Raw genomic sequence first — 18,200 nt, forward strand, 5'->3', positions numbered from 1 at the left:
GGCGGCGCCCGCCTTTGTAGGAGCAGCTATAGCTGCGATTGCCAGGTCAGGCCATCGCGGCTTTAGCCGCTCCCACGAAGGGAAGGGGGCGGGGGATCGCGGTGCTGCCGCTTGTGCCGACTCAGTCGGCTGCAGCTTCGCCGCTGCCACCTGCACCGGCATCGACGGCAGCGGTACCGGCCTCGGCATCGCTGTCGCCCTCGTCATCGTCGCTGCCGATCGAGCCGTCCACGCGCTCGATGGCCTGCAGGCGCTCACCCACGCCGAGGCGGATCAGGGTCACGCCCTGGGTATTGCGGCTGACCACGGAGACCTCGGCGGCGCGCGTACGCACCAAGGTGCCGCCATCGGAGATCAGCAGCACCTCGTCCTCGCGGCTGAGCAGCACCGCGGCCACCAGCGGGCCGTTGCGCTCGGTGGTCTGGATGCCGATCACGCCCTGGGTGCCGCGACCCTTGCGCGGGTATTCCGCCAAGCGCGTGCGCTTGCCGTAGCCGTTGGCGGTGGCGGTCAGGACGTAGGCGTCCGGCTCGCCCTCGCGCTCGTCCTGGACGACCTCGGCGGTGCCGTCGACAACGACATCATCGTCCTCGGACTCGTCCAGGCTTTGCGCGGACTCGGCCACGATGAGGCCCACCACCGACTCGCCGTCGGCCAGGCGGATGCCCCGGACGCCGGTCGCGGTGCGACCCATGGCGCGCACGGCGCTTTCGTCGAAGCGCACGGCCTTGCCGTTGCTGGCGAACAGCATGATGTCGCGCGAACCGTCGGTCAGCTCGGCGCCGACGAGCGCGTCGCCGTCCTCGAGGTTGATCGCGATCTTGCCGCGCGCCAGGCGGTAGGCGAACTCGGTGAGCGGGGTCTTCTTGACGGTGCCGCGGCGCGTGGCGAAGAACACATACTGATCCTCGCGGTACTCGCGCACCGGCTGCACGGCCTGCACCTTCTCGCCCTCTTCCAGCGGCATCCAGTTGACCAGCGGGCGCCCGCGCGCGTTCGCACCGGCCTCCGGCAGCTGGTGCACCGGCAGCCAGAACACGCGCCCGCGGCTGGTGAAGGCCAGCAGCGTGTCATGTGTATTGACCAGCCACAGCTGGGCGATGAAGTCCTCGTCGCGGGTGGCGGCGGCGTTGCGGCCACGGCCGCCGCGCTTCTGCGCGCGGTAGGCGCTGACCGGCTGGCGCTTGGCATAGCCGGCCTGCGACACGGTGACCACCACGTCCTCGGGCTCGATCAGGTCGAGGATGTCGAGGTCTTCCTCGCTGGCGCGGATCTCGCTGCGGCGCGCATCGCCGAACTCTTCCTTGACGTTGCGCAGCTCGGTGCGGATCACCTCCAGCAGCACGTCCGGATCCTCCAGGATCTCGATCAGGCCGCGGATGACGTCGAGCAGCAGCTTGTACTCCTCGGTCAGCTTCTCCTGCTCCAGCCCGGTCAGGCGGTGCAGGCGCATTTCGAGGATCTGCTGCGCCTGGATGTCGGTGAGCTGGTAGCCCGTGCTGCCATCGGCATGGACCAGCAGGCCGACGCCATCCGGCAGGTCCTCGGGACGCGACGCCTCGGCGCCGGCGGCACCCAGCAGCGCGCCGACCAGGCCCGGCTGCCACAGGCGCGCGAGCATGCGTTCCTTGGCGACCTGCGGGTTGTCGGACGTCTTGATCAGCTCGATCATCTCGTCGATGTTGGCGAGCGCGACCGTCAGGCCTTCCAGGATGTGCGCGCGTGCGCGCGCCTTGCGCAGCTCGAAGATGGTCCTGCGGGTGACCACTTCGCGGCGGTGGCGCACGAAGGCCTCGAGGAAGTCCTTGAGGTTCAGCAGCCTCGGGCGGCCGTCGACCAGCGCCACCATGTTGATGCCGAAGACCGACTCCATCTGGGTCTGCTGGTACAGGTTGTTCAGCACCACATCGGCGGAATCACCCCGCTTGATCTCGATGTAGATGCGCATGCCGTCCTTGTCGGACTCGTCTCGCAGCTCGCTGATGCCCTCGAGCTTCTTCTCCTTCACCAGCTCGGCGATCTTCTCGATCATCCGCGCCTTGTTCACCTGGTAGGGAATTTCGGTGACGATGATCGACTCACGGCCGTTGTCGGCGATCTCGATGTCGGCCTTGGCGCGCATGCGCACGCGGCCACGGCCGGTGCGGTAGCCGAGGTGGATGCCGCCGACGCCGTTGATGATGCCGCCGGTGGGGAAGTCAGGGCCCGGGATGTATTCCATCAGGCCGTCGATGTCGATGTCGGGGTTGTCGATCAGCGCGATCAGCGCGTCGACCACTTCGCCCAGGTTGTGCGGCGGGATGTTGGTCGCCATGCCGACCGCGATGCCGGCCGAGCCGTTGACCAGCAGGTTCGGGAACCGGGTCGGCATGACCGTCGGCTCCAGCTCCTTCTCGTCGTAGTTGGGCTGGAAATCGACCGTGTCCTTGTCGATGTCGGCCATCAGCTCGTGCGCGAGGCGCGACATGCGCGCCTCGGTGTAACGCATGGCCGCGGCGGAGTCGCCGTCGATGGAGCCGAAGTTGCCCTGCCCGTCGACCAGCATGTAGCGCAGCGAGAACGGCTGCGCCATGCGCACCAGGGTGTCGTATACCGACTGGTCGCCGTGCGGGTGGTACTTGCCGATCACGTCACCGACGATACGCGCCGACTTGTAGTAGGGCTTGTTGCTGTGCGCGCCGAGCTCGGTCATGGCGAACAGCACGCGCCGGTGCACCGGCTTGAGTCCGTCGCGGACGTCGGGGAGCGCGCGGCCCACGATCACGCTCATGGCGTAATCGAGGTAACTGCGGCGCATCTCGTCCTCGAGATTGACCGGGATGATTTCCTTGGCGAGCTCGGCCATTGCGACCCTTTGCAGTGATTCGGGAAGCCGCCGGAGGGCGCGCATGGGCACGCCACGCACACACCTCGGCGGAACCCTAGGATTCTATCACAAAACGCGAGTCTTCAGGCGACCAATCCGACCTGAAATCAATGGCTTGCGTGCGCTCAGACGGTGGCGAACAGCGCCCGCATCGCATCTTCGCCTGGACGTTCCACGATCCCCTTCTCGGTGACGATCGCATCGATCAGTCCGGCAGGGGTCACGTCGAACACCGGGTTCCAGGCCTGCACGCCTTCGGCGACGGTGCGACTGCCCGCGGCGCCCAGCAGTTCGCCCGGATCACGTTCCTCGATCTCGATCAGGTCGCCCGATGCCGTCGCCATGTCGACCGTCGACGATGGCGCCACCACCATGAAGCGCACGCCGTGGTGGCGCGCGGCGATGGCCAGCTGGTAGGTGCCGATCTTGTTGGCGACGTCGCCATTGGCACAGATGCGGTCGGCGCCCACCACCACCCACTGCACATCGCCCCCTTTCATCAGGTGCGAGGCGGCGGCATCGGCGATCAGGGTGGCGTCGATGCCGTCCTGCTGCAGCTCCCACACCGTCAGCCGCGCGCCCTGGTTCCAGGGCCGGGTCTCGCCGGCGAACACGCGGCCGACGCGCCCCTGCGCCACGCCGGCGCGGATCACGCCCAGTGCGGTGCCGAAGCCCGCGGTGGCCAGCGAGCCGGTGTTGCAATGGGTGAGCACGCCGCTGCCGGGCGCGATCAGCGAGGCGCCCAGCACGCCCATGGTGCGGTTGGCGGCCAGGTCCTCGGTCTCGATCGCACGTGCCTCGGCCTCGAGCGCGCCACGCCAGTCCACATCGCCATCACCGGCCTGCGCGCGCACGAGCGCGGCACGCATGCGCCCCAGCGCCCAGGCCAGGTTGACGGCCGTCGGACGCGCGGCGTTGAGACGCTGGAACGCGGGCTCCAGGCGTTCCGCGGCGTCGGCGGCGTCGCGCGCCTCGATCGCACGCCCTGCCAGCACCGCCCCCCACGCGGCGGCAATGCCGATCGCGGGCGCCCCGCGCACTGCCAGTCCGTGGATCGCTTCGGCGACGGCGTCGCTGTCGGTGCAGGTCACGTACCCGGTCGCGAACGGCAGCTTGCGCTGGTCGAGGAGTTCAAGCGCGTCGCCGGTCCAGCGGATCGGGCGGATGCGGTCGTAGCGGGCGTAATCGATGGCGGTGTCCATCCGCCAAGTTTACCGCCCCGCGCATCGCGGCCGATTCGCATGACAGCTGTCAGTACGAATGGCGCCGTGCATGCTCGACAATCGCGCCATGGACCTGCCTCGCCCCACCCGCACCCCCTGGATTCCGGCCGTGCTGCGCGTGGCGATACTGCTGTGCGTGATGGCGGCCTGCTGGCGCTTCGGGATGCCGCTCTCGACCGGTCGCGGCACCGGGGGCCACGTACTGCTCGGCTTGGCGCTCTCGGCCGTGGTGCTGGCCACGGTGCTGCTGCTTGCGCGCCGGGAGCGGCTGGCGGCATGCATGCTCGGCCATCACTCGGCGGGCGCGAATGCCCGGGCGTTCTTCCTCGGTATAGCGCTATGGACGCTGCCGGCCGCCATCGGACTGGCGCTGTGCACTGCAGCCGGTTGGACGACGGTCGCCGTGCACGCCTCCCCCACGGAAGTGCTCGCCGCGATCCCGGTTGCGGCGCTCGGCGTGTTCCTGGTCGAAGCGTTTCCCGAAGAACTCGTGTTCCGCGGCTACATCCAGGGACGGGTCGGCCGGACCCGTGCGGCCTGGGTCGCACTGCTGGTGCAGGCCGCACTGTTCATCGCCTTCGCGTGGGCGGTGGGTGCACTGGCGTCTCTCCAGCAGTGGATGTTCCTGCCCGGACTGGCGCTGATCCTGGGCTATGCCCGCGCCGTCGGTGGCAGCGTCTGGCTGGCCATGGGCGTGCATACCGCGTGGATGACGGCCACGGCGCTCCTGCTTTCGCCGCAGCACGGCGTGGCCACGGTGGGAGGCGTGGAGACGCTGCAGTTCATCGCGTTCGCGCTGCTGCCGTCGGCCACCATCGGCACGGTGCTGGGCATCCGCGCCCCTGGGTTTTCGTGGCGCGCTCAGGCCTGCGCGAAGTCGTAGGCCAGCACGTCGGCGATGGCGCCGGTGCCGAGCATCGCCATCAGCAGGCGGTCGATGCCGAGGGCGACGCCGGCACTATCGGGCAGGCCCGCGGCCAGCGCCGCCAGCAGTGCTTCGTCGATCGGCGGCAGCACGTCACCGCGTGGTCGACGCACGCCGTGGTCGCGCGCGAAGCGTGCGCGCTGTTCGTCGGCGTCGGTGAGTTCGTGGTACCCGTTGGCCAGCTCCAGCGGGCCGAGGTAGAGCTCGAAGCGCTCGGCGACATCCACGCCATCGCGCCGCACGACCTTGGCCAGCGCGCACTGCGTGGCCGGATAGTCATGCATCGCCAACAGTTGGCCCGGCGGGAACGCCGGCTGGATGCGATGGGTCATCAGCAGGTCCAGCCAGTCGTCGCGGGTGAGGCCCTTCGGGTCGACCTGGCCGGGGAACGCCGCCTGCAGCTCGGCCAGGGACGCCGTCATCGGGTCGATGTCGAGCGCTTCGCGGTAGACCTCGCGGAACGAGACCTTGCGGAAGCCCGCCTCGCGACCGACCAGCGCGAGGGCTGCGCGCACCAGTTCCGCGGTTTCATCGATCAACGGATCCAGCGTCCAGCCCACGCGATACCACTCGAGCATGGTGAACTCGGGGTTGTGGCGGCCGCCGGCCTCACCGTCGCGGAACACGCGGCCCAGCTCGTAGCAGTCACCGATGCCTTCGGCGAGCAGGCGCTTCATCGGGAATTCCGCGGACGTGCGCAGCCAGCGCGTGCGTGGCGCACCGTGGGTGCGGCCGCCGAACTCGACGGTGAACGAGGCGATGTTGGGATCGGTGTTGCCGCCGCGCGACATCACCGGGGTCTCGACTTCCAGCACGCCGCGGGCGTCGAAGAAGTCACGCACCAGCCGGTTCAGGCGCGCGCGCAGGCGCAGGGCGTCGTGGTTCACGCGTCCACCGGCGCGAGCGCGATGCTGAGGATGTCGCGATCGTCGTCGCGGAAGCCGGCGCGCAGGTACAGCGCCTTCGCACGCGGGTTGTGGCGATTGACTTCCAGGCGCGCGACCTCGGCACCGTGCTGGCGCGCCCAGTCGCACGCGCTGGCCAGCAGCGCTGCGCCCAGCCCGCGACCACGCGCGGCGGGCTCGACGTACAGCTCGTCGACCAGCACGTGGCGGCCGCCCTGCTCGATGCTGAAGCACCACCCCAGCACCAGGTAACCCACGCAGGCGCCGTCGGCTTCGGCCAGCAGCACCGCGCCGAGCGAAGCGTCGGCGATCAGCTGCCCGAGCCCGCGGCGCACGCGGGATTCATCCAGCGGGATCCGGTCCTCGGCGTAGAAGCGACGCAGCATGTCGAGCATCCCGGGCAGGTCTTCCGGCCCCGCGGCGCGCAGCGACAGCGGTGCATCCGGCAGTCGGCTCATGCCTGCGCCCCGATGAAGGCCAGCAGTCGCGCCTCGTCCCAGACGTCGACGCCGAGTTCGGTGGCCTTGACCAGCTTCGAGCCGGCCTCGGCACCGGCGACGACGAAGCCGGTCTTCTTCGACACGCTGCCCGACACCTTGGCGCCGAGCGCCTCGAGCTTCTGCTTCGCCTCGTCGCGGCCCATCGATTCCAGCGTGCCCGTCAGCACCACGGTCACGCCTTCCAGCGGCCCCGCCGCCGCGGTGTCCTCGGGCAGCGCGGCCAGCAACTCCGCCTGCATCGCCCCCGCGGCCAGCAGCAGGCGCGCGTTGGCATCGACGGACAGCCACCCGGCCACGGCGGTCGCCGTGTCGTCGGGCAGGCCTGCCATCACGAAGTTGTGGCGCTCCTGGTCGAGCAGCCTCGCGGCATCCGGGAAGGCATCGGCCAGCTGCTTCGCCCGCAGGGGCGTGAGCCTGGGAATGCCCAGGTCGGCCAGCAGCGTCTGCAGGTCGAGACCTTCGCGCAGCTTCGGCGAAGGCGCCCGGGTATCGGTGATGTGCACGCCCGCGGCCAGCAGCCCGTCGATCACCGCCTGGTTCCCGGGCTGGTCCAGGAAGTGGCCGAGCGCGCGTGCGACTTCGTCGCCGATATCGGGCACGCGCTTGAACAGCGGCCACGGCGTCCGCCGGATGCGGTCGAGGTCGCCGAACGAGGCGGCAAGCGCCTTGGCCGTGCTCTCGCCCACGTGTTCGATGCCCAGCGCGAACAGGAAACGCTCGAGCGTGGTCTCCCGGCTGCGCTCGATCGCGGCCACGAGGTTTTCCGCCCACCTGGTCGCGACCTTCCCCGACTTCACCGTCTCCGGCGTGGTGCCATCGCGCTCGTCCGCGCGGCGCCGCATTTCAACGAAGTCGTCCACGCCAAGGCCATAGAGGTCGGCGATGCTCTTCGCGTAGTCGAAGTCCACCAGCGCCTGGATCAGCCGTTCGCCCAGGCCATCGATGTCCATTGCACGGCGCGACGCGAAATGGAACAAGCCCTGCACGCGCTGCGCCGGACACACGAGCTCGCCGCTGCAGCGCGCCACCACCTCACCCTCCTCGCGCACGATCTCGGAGCCGCAGACCGGGCAATGCTCCGGCATGCGCCAGGCGGTGGTGCCCTCCGGCCGACGCTCCGGGATCACCCGCAGCACTTCCGGAATGACGTCGCCCGCGCGGCGCACGATCACCGTGTCGCCCACGCGCACGTCGAGGCGCGCGACCTGGTCGGCGTTGTGCAGCGTCGCCCGGGTGACGGTCACGCCGCCCACGTGCACCGGCCGCATCAGCACCCAGGGCGTGACCGCACCTGTCCGGCCGACATTCACCTCGATCGCCTCGACGACGGTCGCCTCTTCCTGCGCAGGGAACTTGTGCGCGATCGCCCAGCGCGGCGCGCGCGAGACGAAGCCCAGGTCCGCCTGCAGCTCGTGGCTGTCGAGCTTGTAGACCACGCCATCGATGTCGTACGGCAGCCCATCGCGCGCCTCGCCGATGCGACGGTAGTAATCGAGCACGCCCGCCAGGCCCGTGGCGCACTCCACCAGCGGCGACACCGGCAGCCCCAGCCTACGCAGCCACGCGAGCACGCCCGAATGCGTGGCCGGAACGCGGACGCCCTTCACCTCGCCCAGCGAATAGGCGAAAAACGCCAGCGGCCGCTTCGCCGTGATCGCCGGATCGAGCTGCCGCAGCGACCCTGCCGCCCCGTTGCGCGGATTCGCCAAAGGCTTGGCCCCGTGCGCCAGCGCCCACTGGTTGTAAGCCTCGAAGCCCGCGCGCGGCATATAAACCTCCCCACGCACTTCAAGCACCTCCGGGATACCCGGGCCACCCGCTTCGCTGCCATCGTCCCGCAGCCGCAGCGGGATCGCCTTCACCGTGCGCAGATTGGCAGCGACATCCTCCCCCGACGCACCATCCCCACGGGTCGCCCCCCGCACGAACAGCCCATCCTCGTAACGCAGGCTGATCGCCAGCCCGTCGAACTTCGGCTCCACCGAAAACACCGGCATTTCGTCACCGGTCTCGCGCACGATACGGGCAACGAACTCCGCCACCTCCCCATCGCTGAAGGCATTGCCCAGCGACAGCATCGGCACCGTATGCCGGACCGTCGCGAACTTGCCCGAAGGCACGCCGCCCACGCGCAGCGTCGGCGAATCCGGTGTCTGCAGCGACGGATCGGCGGCTTCGAGCGCAACAAGCTCGCGCAGCAGCCGGTCGTACTCCGCATCCGGCAGCGCCGGATCGTCAAGCACGTGGTAACGATGGTTGGCGTCGTCAATCAGCCGGCGCAGTTCGGCGGCGCGCTTCCGGGCGTTCTGTGGCATCCGCAGATTGTAAGACGGCCACGCGTTCCCGAGGCACCCGTCCATGCGTTGAGGCCAGTGCTCGCGCCGGCACTGCTCCTCCCGGCGGCCCGCGGCACAGCGCCGCAAGGCGGGTGGGCGGGTACGCAGTGGGCATAAAGACCACCACGTGGTCAGCCCACGGAGTACCCGCCCACCTGCCGTACCGCGCGCCTCCAAGGCACGCCCTTCCGCCTTTGGCGTTATCGCCCTCCGGCTACCAGTCCGGACTGCGCGTAATCGGCACATCCTGCTCGCGATCGTACGTGCGCAATTCCTCACGCAGGTGCGAGATCCGCTGGCGCCCGAGCGCATTGCGGTGCTCGTCCAACAGCACCCCGTCCAGCAGCTCCGCCATGCGCTCCGCCGTCGGCAGCATCGCATCCCACGCATCGAGCGCCGACACCGGCGCCGGCAGCGTCAGGAAGAACGCGATCGCCGGCGTCTCCAACGACTGGATCTCGGCCATCTCGAAGCTCCCGGGACGGCGGATGTTGGCCACGCTGAACACCGGCCCCCGCTCCGGATGTCCGTTGACCAGCCGATGGAACACGCTGAGATGACCATAGGTCAGCCCCGCCTTCTCGGCCGCCACCACGATGTCCGGGCCGCGCAGCACGTTGCCCGCGCGCGCCGCGATGTACAAGGTCACGATCTTGTCGAAGTCGTCGCTGACGCGCTGGCCATACTGGCTGACCGTCGCCCCCGCAGTCCCGCCGACGGCCCCGTCGAGCAGGTCCATCTCGCTCTGCACCGCTTCCTCGGCCGGAAACGCCTCGCCCTCGCCGAGTTCGCGCTCGAGCTGCGCGCCCAGGGTCGGCTCCATGCGCTCCTCGCGCACGGCGGACGCGGCCTTCGCCGGCACGCGGCGGCCCTGCGGGCTCCGCGGACGGGTGCCGAAGTACCAGATCGCCGCGAACAGCAGGACGCCCGCGACCAGGATCCCGATCCGCAGCAGCCAGGTATCGCTCATTCCACTCTCCCGTGTTGGTTCAGGCGGCGCCGGCCAGGCGCGCGGCTTCCGCAAGGTCCACCGACACCAGCCGGCTGACGCCGGGCTCGCGCATGGTAACGCCCGACAGCTGCCTCGCGGCTTCCATCGTCGCCTTGTTGTGGGTCACGAACAGGAACTGCACCTTCTCGCTCATCTCGGTGACCATCGCGCTGAAGCGGCCGACGTTGGCCTCGTCCAGCGGCGCATCGACCTCGTCGAGCAGGCAGAACGGCGCCGGGTTGAGCTGGAAGATCGCGAACACCAGCGCCACCGCGGTCATCGCCTTCTCGCCGCCCGACAGCAGCGAGATGTTGGACACCCGCTTGCCCGGCGGGCGCGCCATGATCGCCACGCCGGTGTCGAGCAGGTCCTCGCCGGTGAGTTCGAGATAGGCGTGGCCGCCGCCGAACAGGCGCGGATAGATTTCCTGCACGCCGGAGTTGACGCGGTCGAAGGTGTCCTTGAAGCGGCCGCGGGTCTCGCGGTCGATCTTGCGGATCGCATCTTCCAGCGTTTCCAGCGCCGAGTTGAGGTCGGCGTCCTGGCTGTCGAGGTACTCCTTGCGCTGCGCGGCCTCGACATGCTCCTGGATCGCCGCGAGGTTGACCGGCTCCAGCCGGCGCAGCTTCGCGTCGAAGTCGGCGACCATGCGCCCCCAGGCGGTGGCCTCGGCATCGTCGGCCAGGCCCGCGACCACGTCGTCGAGCACGAAACCGGCCTCGACCACGGCCGCGCCCAGCTGCTCGGCGTGGATCACCAGTGCCTGCTGGTCGAGGCGGCGCTGGGCGATGGCCTCGCGCTGGGCGATGGCCTGCTCGTCGCGCTGGTGGCGCACCTGTTCGTATTGCCGCAGGCCGGCGTCGACGCCATCGAGCGCGCTGCGTGCCTGCGCCAGCACCTGCTCGGCGTTCACCCGCTCGGCAAGCGCGGCCTGGCGCTGCTGTTCCAGCGTGTCGACCGGGGTGTCGCCGGCGGCAAGCTGGGTGCTGATCTCGCCGAGGCGGCTGTCGAGCTGGCCGCGCTGGCCACCCATGCGCTGCAGGGCCTGGCGCAGGCCATTGGCCTGGGTGCGCTGGGCTTCCAGCTGCAGCGCCAGCGCATGGGCCTGCTCGCGGGATTCGCGGGCGGCGGTGCGGGCTTCGTCGCGAAGCGCGGACAGGCGCGCGCGCTCGGCGTCCAGCTCGCGGCGGCGGCCTTCGAGTTCGGCCATGCGCGAGACGGCGTCCTCGAGCCGCCCGCGCGACTCGCGCGCCTGTTCACCGCTGCCGGTGATGGATTCGCCAAGCTGCGCGAGTTCGGCGTCGATGCGTTCGATGCGGTTGCGGGCCGCGTCGAGCCGACCCTGCTGGCCTTGCAGCCGGCCGGCAAGCTCCGAAACGCTGCGGTGTGCGTGGTAGAGCTGGCGCTGCGCGTCCTCGCGCGCCTGCTCGGCGGCCAGCAGGCGCTCGCGGCCGTTGGCCAGCGCGGCTTCGAGTTCGGCCTCGCGCGCCTGCAACTGCTCGATGCGTTCGCGCAGGCCCTGGATCTCGCGCTCGCGCAGCAGCGCGCCCTGGCGCGCCGCACCCGAGCGCAGCACCCGCAGCCAGCCGGCGCCAAGGCGCTCGCCATCGCGGGTGATCACCGAATCGCCCGGCTCCAGCCGTGCCTGAAGCGCACGCGCATCGGCCAGCGAATCGGCCACGTGCAGCCGCGCCAGCAGGCGGCGGATGGCCAGCGGGCCGCGCACGCGCGCGGCGAGCGAGGTCGGCGCGAAATCAGCGTCGCCGGCGTCGGCCGACACCAGCGCGATGCGGCCTTCCCCCAGGTCGGCCAAGGCTTCCACCAAGGCTTCCGGGCTCTCGACCAGCACGCCCTCGATCATCTGCCCGAGCGCGCCCTCGACCGCGTTCTCCCAGCCCGGATCGACCTCCAGCGCCTCGCCCACGCGAGTGGCCGAGTCCAGGCCGCGCTGGCGCAGCCAGGCCACCGCCGCGCCCTGCTCCTGGCCGAGCGCCGCATGCTGCAGGGTTTCAAGCGAGGACAGGCGGCCGCGGGCCTCCTGCGCCAGTTTGCGCACCTCGGAAATTTCCTGCTGGGCCGCACGCTGCTGGTCCTGCAGGTCGAGCGCGGCCTGCTTGCGCGCTTCCAGGCCTTCGTTGAGGCCGTCCAGCGCGAGCTTCTGCGTCTCGTGTTCCTCGGCGACGCCGGCAAAGGCTTCGGCCAGCGCATCCAGGTCCAGGCCGGCGCGCTCGGCGGAGAGCGCTTCGCGGCGCCGGTCGGCTTCCAGCGACTGCCGGTCGAGATAGTCGACGCGGGTGCGCTCGACCTCGGCCGCACGCGCCGCCTCGCTGGACTCGCCGCTGTGCGCGTCCCAGCGCTCCTGCCAGTCGGCCAGCGCGCCTTCGGCATCGCGCAGCGCGTCCTGCCGCGTTTCGTCACTTTCACGCAGGGCTTCGAGCGCCGGCTCGGCCTCGGCGATCGATTCCTCGAGGATCGCCAGGCGCTCCTCGTCGCCGCTGATGTGCTGCGCCAGCTCGGCGATCGCGTCCTCGGCCTCCTCGCGGGCACGCAGCAGGCGCTGCGAGAGTTCGCGCTGGTGCGCGATCTGCTGCTCGATGCGCGCCAGGGTGCCGCCGACCTCGTAGCCCGCGGCCTGGGCGCGGTTGAGCGCGTCCATCGCCTCCTCGCGCCTGACGCGGCCTTCCTCGAGTTCGCGCTCGGCTTCGCGCTGCTCGGCGATCAGCTGCTGCAGACGGGTCTCTTCCTGCGCCAGGCCCTCGCGCAGCCTGGACAGCTTCGCGTCGAGCGCACGGTATTCAAGCCCCTTCCACTCGGCGTCGCGCACCCGGCGCTCTGCCTGGATCGCGGTGTACTGCTCAGCCTGCCGCGCCTGGCGCGCGAGATGCCCGAGCTGCTTGCCGACCTCGTCGCGCAGGTCGCCAAGACGATCGAGGTTCTCGCGCGTGTGGCGGATGCGGGTCTCGGTTTCCTTGCGGCGCTCCTTGTACTTGGAGATGCCGGCGGCCTCCTCCAGGTACACGCGCAGTTCCTCGGGCTTGGCTTCGATGATCTGGCTGATCATCCCCTGCTCGATGATCGAGTAGCTGCGCGGCCCCAGGCCCGTGCCAAGGAACAGGTCGGTGATGTCGCGGCGGCGGCACTTGGCGCCGTTGAGGTAGTAGCTGCTCTGGCCGTCGCGCGACACCAGGCGCTTGACCGAAATCTCGTTGAAGGCCGCGAATTCGCCGGTAATGGCGTGGTCGCTGTTGTCGAAGATCAGCTCGACCGTCGCCTGCGACACCGGCTTGCGCGAGTTCGAGCCGGAGAAGATCACGTCGGTCAGCGAGTCGCCGCGCAGGCGGCTGGCCGAACTCTCGCCCATCACCCAGCGCACGGCGTCGATGATGTTCGACTTGCCGCAGCCGTTGGGCCCCACCACGCCGGTCATGTTGGTCGGCAGGTGCAGGGTGGTCGGATCGACGAAGGACTTGAAACCCGAGAGCTTGATCGTGGACAGGCGCATGCGGCGGTCGGTTGCCTCGGCGGCACACGGGCGGGCCGTGGCGGCGGTCGGTTTCGGGGAAATGCAGCGGGAATGCGGCCCGGAGGCAGCAGCACCGCAGTATAGCGGCACCCGGCTGGGCCGGATGCCGCCACCCCCAAGCCTCAGAAGACGACGTACAGGCTGACCCCGGCGAACGCCTGCAGTCCGGTGACACGGATGTAGTGGAGGCCCGGCTCCGGCGCCTGGATGCGCAGGCCACGGCCGCTGGTCGAACCATCGGCGGCGCCATCCTCCGGCACCGCCTGGTGGCGGGACTCGATGCGCAGCTGACCACTGCCACCACCACCGCCCCTGAGCACCGTCAGGTTGCGCACGCCGGCCGGCACCCGGACGGCGAACAGGAACGAATCGCCTTCCGCACCGGACAGGCCCCGCACCGTTTCCCCGGCGCGCAGCAGGCGGGCATCCGGACCCAGCACGTGGACGCCGGTGTCGCCGCCCAGGGCCAGGAGGCGCTGGTCTCCGGTGGCCAGCAGGCGCTGCGGCGCGGCACCGCCCAAGGACGTCAGCTTCCGCAGCTCCGGGCTGGTGGGATCGCTGACGTCAAGCTCGTGCAGGCCTTCCGCGTCCGCGAACCACACCAGTTCGCCGGCCTGAGCCACGCGGGTGTAGTCCCCCAAGCCGCTGCCCGGGGAGTAGCGCCCGATCACCTCGGGCGCCGCCGGATTGGCGATGTCGACCACGCGCAGGCCCTCTCCGCAGGCGAGGTAGGCCAGGTCCATGGCCTCGTCGACGGCGAGATCGAAGGCCGCGCCGCAGCCGTCGTCGACGTGGGCAAGCTGCCGCGGCGCCCCACTGCCGGACACGTCGAAGACGATCATGCCGCCCGGGTATCCGGATTCGATTTGCGCGCCCTGGGCCATGTAGAGGTAGCCATTGCCGGCATGCAGGCGGTACGGCTGGTTGGCGAGCGGGATCTCCGACAGCAGCGCCGGCGCGCCGGGCTTCGCGATGTCGACCGTCGCCAGCCCGCCTTCATTGGTCCAGCGGCCGACCCAGGCACGGGTTCCTTCGATGGCGATGGTCGCGGCGAACTGGTACGGAAGCCGCGAGACCTCCTTCGGCCCACCCTGCGCGCCGAGATCCACCGCCACCAGCCCGTAGCCCCAGGCCGCCATCCAGGCGATGTCGCCCGCCATGGCCATCTGTTCGAAGCTGCGGCCCTCCAGCAGTTTCGGCAGGCCGGCCTCCACGCGCGCCAGCGGCGCCAGCGTATCCGGGTCGTTGACCGTCAGGCCGTAGTTTGCCTGCAGCAGCACCGTCTTTCCGTCATGGATCGCGGCGTCCACGGCGCGGACGCCGCCGGGGAGCCAGCCGGTGGCCACCAGCTGCGGCTTGCCGGGCTGGCCGACGTCCAGCGCATGCATGAGATCGGTGCCGGTCTGCAGCAACATGCCCTGTTCGCCCAGCGGCACGGCCCGCCTGCCGGCGAAGGCATCGATCGTGGACTGTGCCACCGCCTGCGGCGCGTCCGGGTCGGCCACGTTCCAGATCCCCATCCCGGGCCCGTAGCCGAAGCTGTAGACATGGTCGCCCAGGCGGGCGCCGGCGGTGGCGGCGGGAATCTCGATCGAGCCACGCTGGGCCATGCCCGCGGCCGTGTCGAAGACCGACAGGTTGTTGCCGATGCCGACCGTGGTCTCCGGGCCGCTGACGACCCGGAATGTGTCGAGGCCGTCCAGGCCGTGGCTCGACGCCACCACCGGGGCTCCCGGCGCGGACACGTCGTACAGGGTGTAGACCGTATTGCCCAGCCAGCCACGACCGCTGGCGTGGATGGTGTCGCCGTGGACCGCCAGGTCCGTGAATTGGGCCGGAAGGCTGCCCACGGCGCTGGCCGCGAAGACCGGCGCCTCCGGATCGTCAAGCTTGCCGACCAGCAGCCCGTGGCCATCGTCGAACAGATAGAGATGGTCGTTGGCCGTGGTCAGGCCGAGGGCGCGCAGCGTGCGATCGCTGTCGAGGTAGGCCTCGTCATCGCGCACCAGGCGCGGGACCCGCGGGTCGGCCAGTGACCAGGTGGCGACGCCGCTGCGACCGTTGTCGCCGCGCCAGCTGGCGTAAAGGTGGTCGCCCACGCGCACCAGGCCGTTGATGGGGCCACCCACGGCGTCCGAGGTGTCCAGCCGCACCGGTCGATCAGGTCGGGCGTAGTCCCAGGTCGCGATCACGCGGCCGGTCGGGACGTAGGCAAGCGCGCCGGAAACGACCGGGGCAGCCGCGATCCCGCCGCCGCGCAGCAGCTTGAGCTTGAGCGGCTCGGCGGCTTCGACGCCCGCGGCAAGGGTGCAGGCCATGGCAGCCGCAAGCGCGGCAGTGAGAAACGGATTCGGCTTCACGTACGGATCCTCTGTCTTGCTGGGGTGGATCACCGACCTTGGGACCCGACCTGCTGCCGGACACTCCAGACGCATGACTGTTACATGATCATTACGCTTGAAATCAGACACTTGCGGGCGAACTCCACCGTCATCCGGCGATCGCGGCAGCGACCCGCGCCTGCAGCTCCGCCAGCGACGGGACGGCGGGCGCCCAGATCGCCACGCGCCCCGCGAGCGCCGCGGCCTCGGCCTGCCGCCCCTGCTCCAGCAGCCAGCCGGCGTAGGCGAGCACGACGTCGGCGATGTCGGACGGCACGCCCTCGCGCTCGGCCAGTGACAGGGCGTCGGCAAATGCGGCGTCCACCTCGGCTGCTGGCCGTCCCGCCTGTTGGACGCCCAGTGCGCGCCGCAACCGGTCGGGCACGAACGCCCCCAGATCGGCCTCCGCCGCCATGCGCACCGGCCGATCGAGGCGCAGCGCGGCCTGCTCGCGGCGCAGCAGCAGCCAGGCGCGGGCCTCCGGATGCACGCCGACGGGAACGGCGGCGAGGGCCGCATCAGCCAACGCAAGGGCCTCGTCCGGCCGTTCGCGGTCGAGGGCCAGCGCAACCTCGTGCCGCGCCGCCTCGAGCTGCAGCGTGAGACCGGGGCCTGGCGGGCCACGGCTCGCGAGGATGTCCGCCGCCTCGTCCAGCCGGCCGGCGACCCGCAGCGCCCCGGCCCGCGCCTGCAGCAGCGCCCGCGCCTGCGCCGGGTCGGCGACGCGGTCGCGCAGCGCCAGGCCGCGCCCGCTTGCAGCCAGCGCCTGCTCCACCCGCAGCAGGCCGAGTTCGGCGTCGGTGCGCGCTGCCAGCACGGTCGCCAGTTCGTTCACCGCCCCCATTGCCGAAAACGCCTGTTCGGCTTCGTCCAGGAAGGCCAGGGCCTGGGCCGGCCGGCCGCGATCGGCTTCGAGGATGCCCATGTTGGCGTCGACCCTCGCGACCGCCAGGGCATCGCCGGTCCGCTGCAGCGTCACTCGGGCACGGCCGAAGTCGGCCAGGGCCGCGTCGAAGCGTTCGTCCATCGCGTACACCACCGCGCGCCCGCTGAGGGCCTGGCCGAGCTCGGCCGGGTACTCCGCGGCCAGCGCGATCGCGGTGTCATACGCCGCCTCCGCCTCGTCAAGCCGCTCCAGGCGCAGCAGCATCGCGCCGCGCGCGTTGAACACCTGCACGCGGAACACCGGATCGGGCACGGCATCCTCTTCCAGCAGGCGCTCCAGGCGCGCCAGGCCCCGCGCGTGTTCGCCGGCGCGGAAATCCACCCGCGCCAGCTGGTACTGCAGCCGCGGCTGTGCGCGCTGCAGCTCGGGCGCGGCAAGCAGGATGCCGCGTGCGGCCTCGAGCTCGTTGGCCAGCATCGCCGCTCGCGCACGCTGCAGGCGCTCGGCCAGGTCCGTGGCCTCGGCATCCGCCAGCGCCGTTCCGCCGAGCCTCGGGGCCAAGCGGTCGACCGCCAGGCGCGCGGCTTCGAGCAGGTCGCCGGCCTCTCCGGCCGCGGCGTGGGTCATGCCCCCGCCGTCCCCTGCAGTCAGGCGGACACCCCACGCCGCGCCGTTCCGCGCCACCTCGCTTTCCACCCGCCAGCCGCGTCCCAGCATGGCGCGGAACCGGGCGGGCCCGTCGCCCCCCTCGCGTGCGTCCGCCGCCAGCGCCGACTCACTCGACAGCACCACGAGGCCGCTGCGCCGCAGCCGGTCGCCAAGGTAGTCCATCAGGCCAAGCCGCACCCAGGCGACATCGTCGCCGTCCTCCACGCGGGTCGGCAGCACCAGCAGCGCGTCCTGCACCGGCACCGTCGCCCCACTGCCGGCGACAACCGCGTCCAGCGGTCCTGCATGAGGTCGCTGGCGCGTCGCCCACCATGCCGTGGCCGCGAAGACCGCCAACAGGAGGAGCGCGAACGATCCGACAGCCCACCGTTGGCGTAGCCGGCCGGGCCGGCCGGAATCGCCCGGGCGGGGCGGGTCCGGCGGTGGAGGTCGAGGGGGCGGCTCCATGCTGGCCGGAACGGGAACGGGAACGGGAACGGGAACGGGAACGGGGGCCGGTGTCGGCGTGCCCTGTTCGACGTCCACCTGCATCATCCAGCGGAAACCGTAGCGCGGCACCGTGCGCACGGTGTGCTGGGACTGGCCGTCGTCGCCGACCGCCCGCCGCGTGCGCACCATCACCTGCCCGAGCTGGGCATCGGACACGTCGGCGCGGCGGAACACCGCCCGCACCAGTTCGTCGCGCGACACCGCGCGGTCGCGGTGGGCGATGAGGCACAGCAGGCACTCGTACACGCGCGCCTGCAGCACCACCGGCTCTCCGTCGCGCCGAAGTTCGCGCGTGGCCGTGTCCAGCAAGTGGCGCCCGAAGCGGTAGCGCGGGCTCATGGGTTCGATCGGATCTGCACGCTGCGATGATCGCCGATTCGACGCCCCTTGGCCGGATCCCGGCGCAGTACCCGGCATCGTCACGGGCAACTCACCGATGCAGGCTTGGCCGTCGCGCCGATATGCAGGGTGGGCACGAGGCGGGAGGCTGGCCTGCCTTTCCCGAG

General features: G+C 70.9%; 10 protein-coding genes. 1 reads left to right on the top strand and 9 read right to left on the bottom strand.

Going from position 1 to position 18,200, the window contains the following annotated elements:
- Positions 1-121: 121 nt before the first annotated feature.
- The gene (gene gyrA / locus ACW5F0_RS03510; RefSeq protein ID WP_456999032.1) at positions 122-2,845 is read right to left on the bottom strand and encodes a DNA gyrase subunit A; all 2,724 of its coding nucleotides are present in this window, start codon (positions 2,843-2,845) and stop codon (positions 122-124) included.
- Positions 2,846-2,991: 146 nt separating this feature from the next.
- Positions 2,992-4,068, bottom strand: coding sequence for an S-methyl-5-thioribose-1-phosphate isomerase (gene mtnA, locus ACW5F0_RS03515; protein WP_456964643.1), 1,077 nt, complete (start codon positions 4,066-4,068; stop codon positions 2,992-2,994).
- Positions 4,069-4,156: 88 nt separating this feature from the next.
- Here mtnA and ACW5F0_RS03520 point away from each other — a divergent pair, with 88 nt between their 5' ends.
- Positions 4,157-4,972, top strand: coding sequence for a CPBP family intramembrane glutamic endopeptidase (locus tag ACW5F0_RS03520; RefSeq protein ID WP_456999034.1), 816 nt, complete (start codon positions 4,157-4,159; stop codon positions 4,970-4,972).
- Here ACW5F0_RS03520 and epmA read toward each other — a convergent pair.
- From epmA to ACW5F0_RS03555, 7 genes are all read right to left on the bottom strand, one after another.
- Complete coding sequence (epmA, locus tag ACW5F0_RS03525) at positions 4,951-5,901, bottom strand: EF-P lysine aminoacylase EpmA (protein ID WP_456964645.1); 951 nt, start codon at positions 5,899-5,901, stop codon at positions 4,951-4,953. The genes ACW5F0_RS03520 and epmA overlap by 22 nt on opposite strands.
- Positions 5,898-6,377 carry an N-acetyltransferase family protein gene (locus ACW5F0_RS03530; RefSeq protein WP_456964646.1) on the bottom strand — a complete coding sequence of 160 codons (480 nt, stop codon included), beginning with the start codon at positions 6,375-6,377 and terminating at the stop codon, positions 5,898-5,900. The genes epmA and ACW5F0_RS03530 overlap by 4 nt, the downstream gene beginning before the upstream one ends.
- A complete protein-coding gene (ligA, locus tag ACW5F0_RS03535) occupies positions 6,374-8,734 on the bottom strand; it encodes an NAD-dependent DNA ligase LigA (RefSeq protein ID WP_456999035.1) in 2,361 nt (786 codons plus the stop codon). The genes ACW5F0_RS03530 and ligA overlap by 4 nt, the downstream gene beginning before the upstream one ends.
- A 235-nt stretch (positions 8,735-8,969) precedes the next feature.
- On the bottom strand, positions 8,970-9,725 hold the full coding sequence (zipA, locus tag ACW5F0_RS03540; RefSeq protein ID WP_456964647.1) for a cell division protein ZipA: 756 nt from the start codon (positions 9,723-9,725) through the stop codon (positions 8,970-8,972).
- Between the two features lie 19 nt (positions 9,726-9,744).
- Positions 9,745-13,248 carry a chromosome segregation protein SMC gene (smc, locus tag ACW5F0_RS03545; protein ID WP_456999036.1) on the bottom strand — a complete coding sequence of 1,168 codons (3,504 nt, stop codon included), beginning with the start codon at positions 13,246-13,248 and terminating at the stop codon, positions 9,745-9,747.
- Between the two features lie 143 nt (positions 13,249-13,391).
- Positions 13,392-15,629 carry an LVIVD repeat-containing protein gene (locus ACW5F0_RS03550; RefSeq protein WP_456964649.1) on the bottom strand — a complete coding sequence of 746 codons (2,238 nt, stop codon included), beginning with the start codon at positions 15,627-15,629 and terminating at the stop codon, positions 13,392-13,394.
- Positions 15,630-15,759: 130 nt separating this feature from the next.
- Positions 15,760-18,033 carry a winged helix-turn-helix domain-containing protein gene (locus ACW5F0_RS03555; RefSeq protein ID WP_456999037.1) on the bottom strand — a complete coding sequence of 758 codons (2,274 nt, stop codon included), beginning with the start codon at positions 18,031-18,033 and terminating at the stop codon, positions 15,760-15,762.
- Positions 18,034-18,200: the final 167 nt, after the last annotated feature.

Source organism: Luteimonas sp. A534 (genome assembly GCF_054072805.1).

What these genes read in the sequence shown, in the direction of transcription:
- ACW5F0_RS03520 (WP_456999034.1), top strand. Translation starts at nt 4,157, where the DNA reads ATGGACCTGCCTCGCCCCACCCGCACCCCCTGGATTCCGGCCGTGCTG.
- ligA (WP_456999035.1), bottom strand. Translation starts at nt 8,734, where the DNA reads ATGCCACAGAACGCCCGGAAGCGCGCCGCCGAACTGCGCCGGCTGATT.
- smc (WP_456999036.1), bottom strand. Translation starts at nt 13,248, where the DNA reads ATGCGCCTGTCCACGATCAAGCTCTCGGGTTTCAAGTCCTTCGTCGAT.
- ACW5F0_RS03530 (WP_456964646.1), bottom strand. Translation starts at nt 6,377, where the DNA reads ATGAGCCGACTGCCGGATGCACCGCTGTCGCTGCGCGCCGCGGGGCCG.
- ACW5F0_RS03555 (WP_456999037.1), bottom strand. Translation starts at nt 18,033, where the DNA reads ATGAGCCCGCGCTACCGCTTCGGGCGCCACTTGCTGGACACGGCCACG.
- gyrA (WP_456999032.1), bottom strand. Translation starts at nt 2,845, where the DNA reads ATGGCCGAGCTCGCCAAGGAAATCATCCCGGTCAATCTCGAGGACGAG.
- mtnA (WP_456964643.1), bottom strand. Translation starts at nt 4,068, where the DNA reads ATGGACACCGCCATCGATTACGCCCGCTACGACCGCATCCGCCCGATC.
- zipA (WP_456964647.1), bottom strand. Translation starts at nt 9,725, where the DNA reads ATGAGCGATACCTGGCTGCTGCGGATCGGGATCCTGGTCGCGGGCGTC.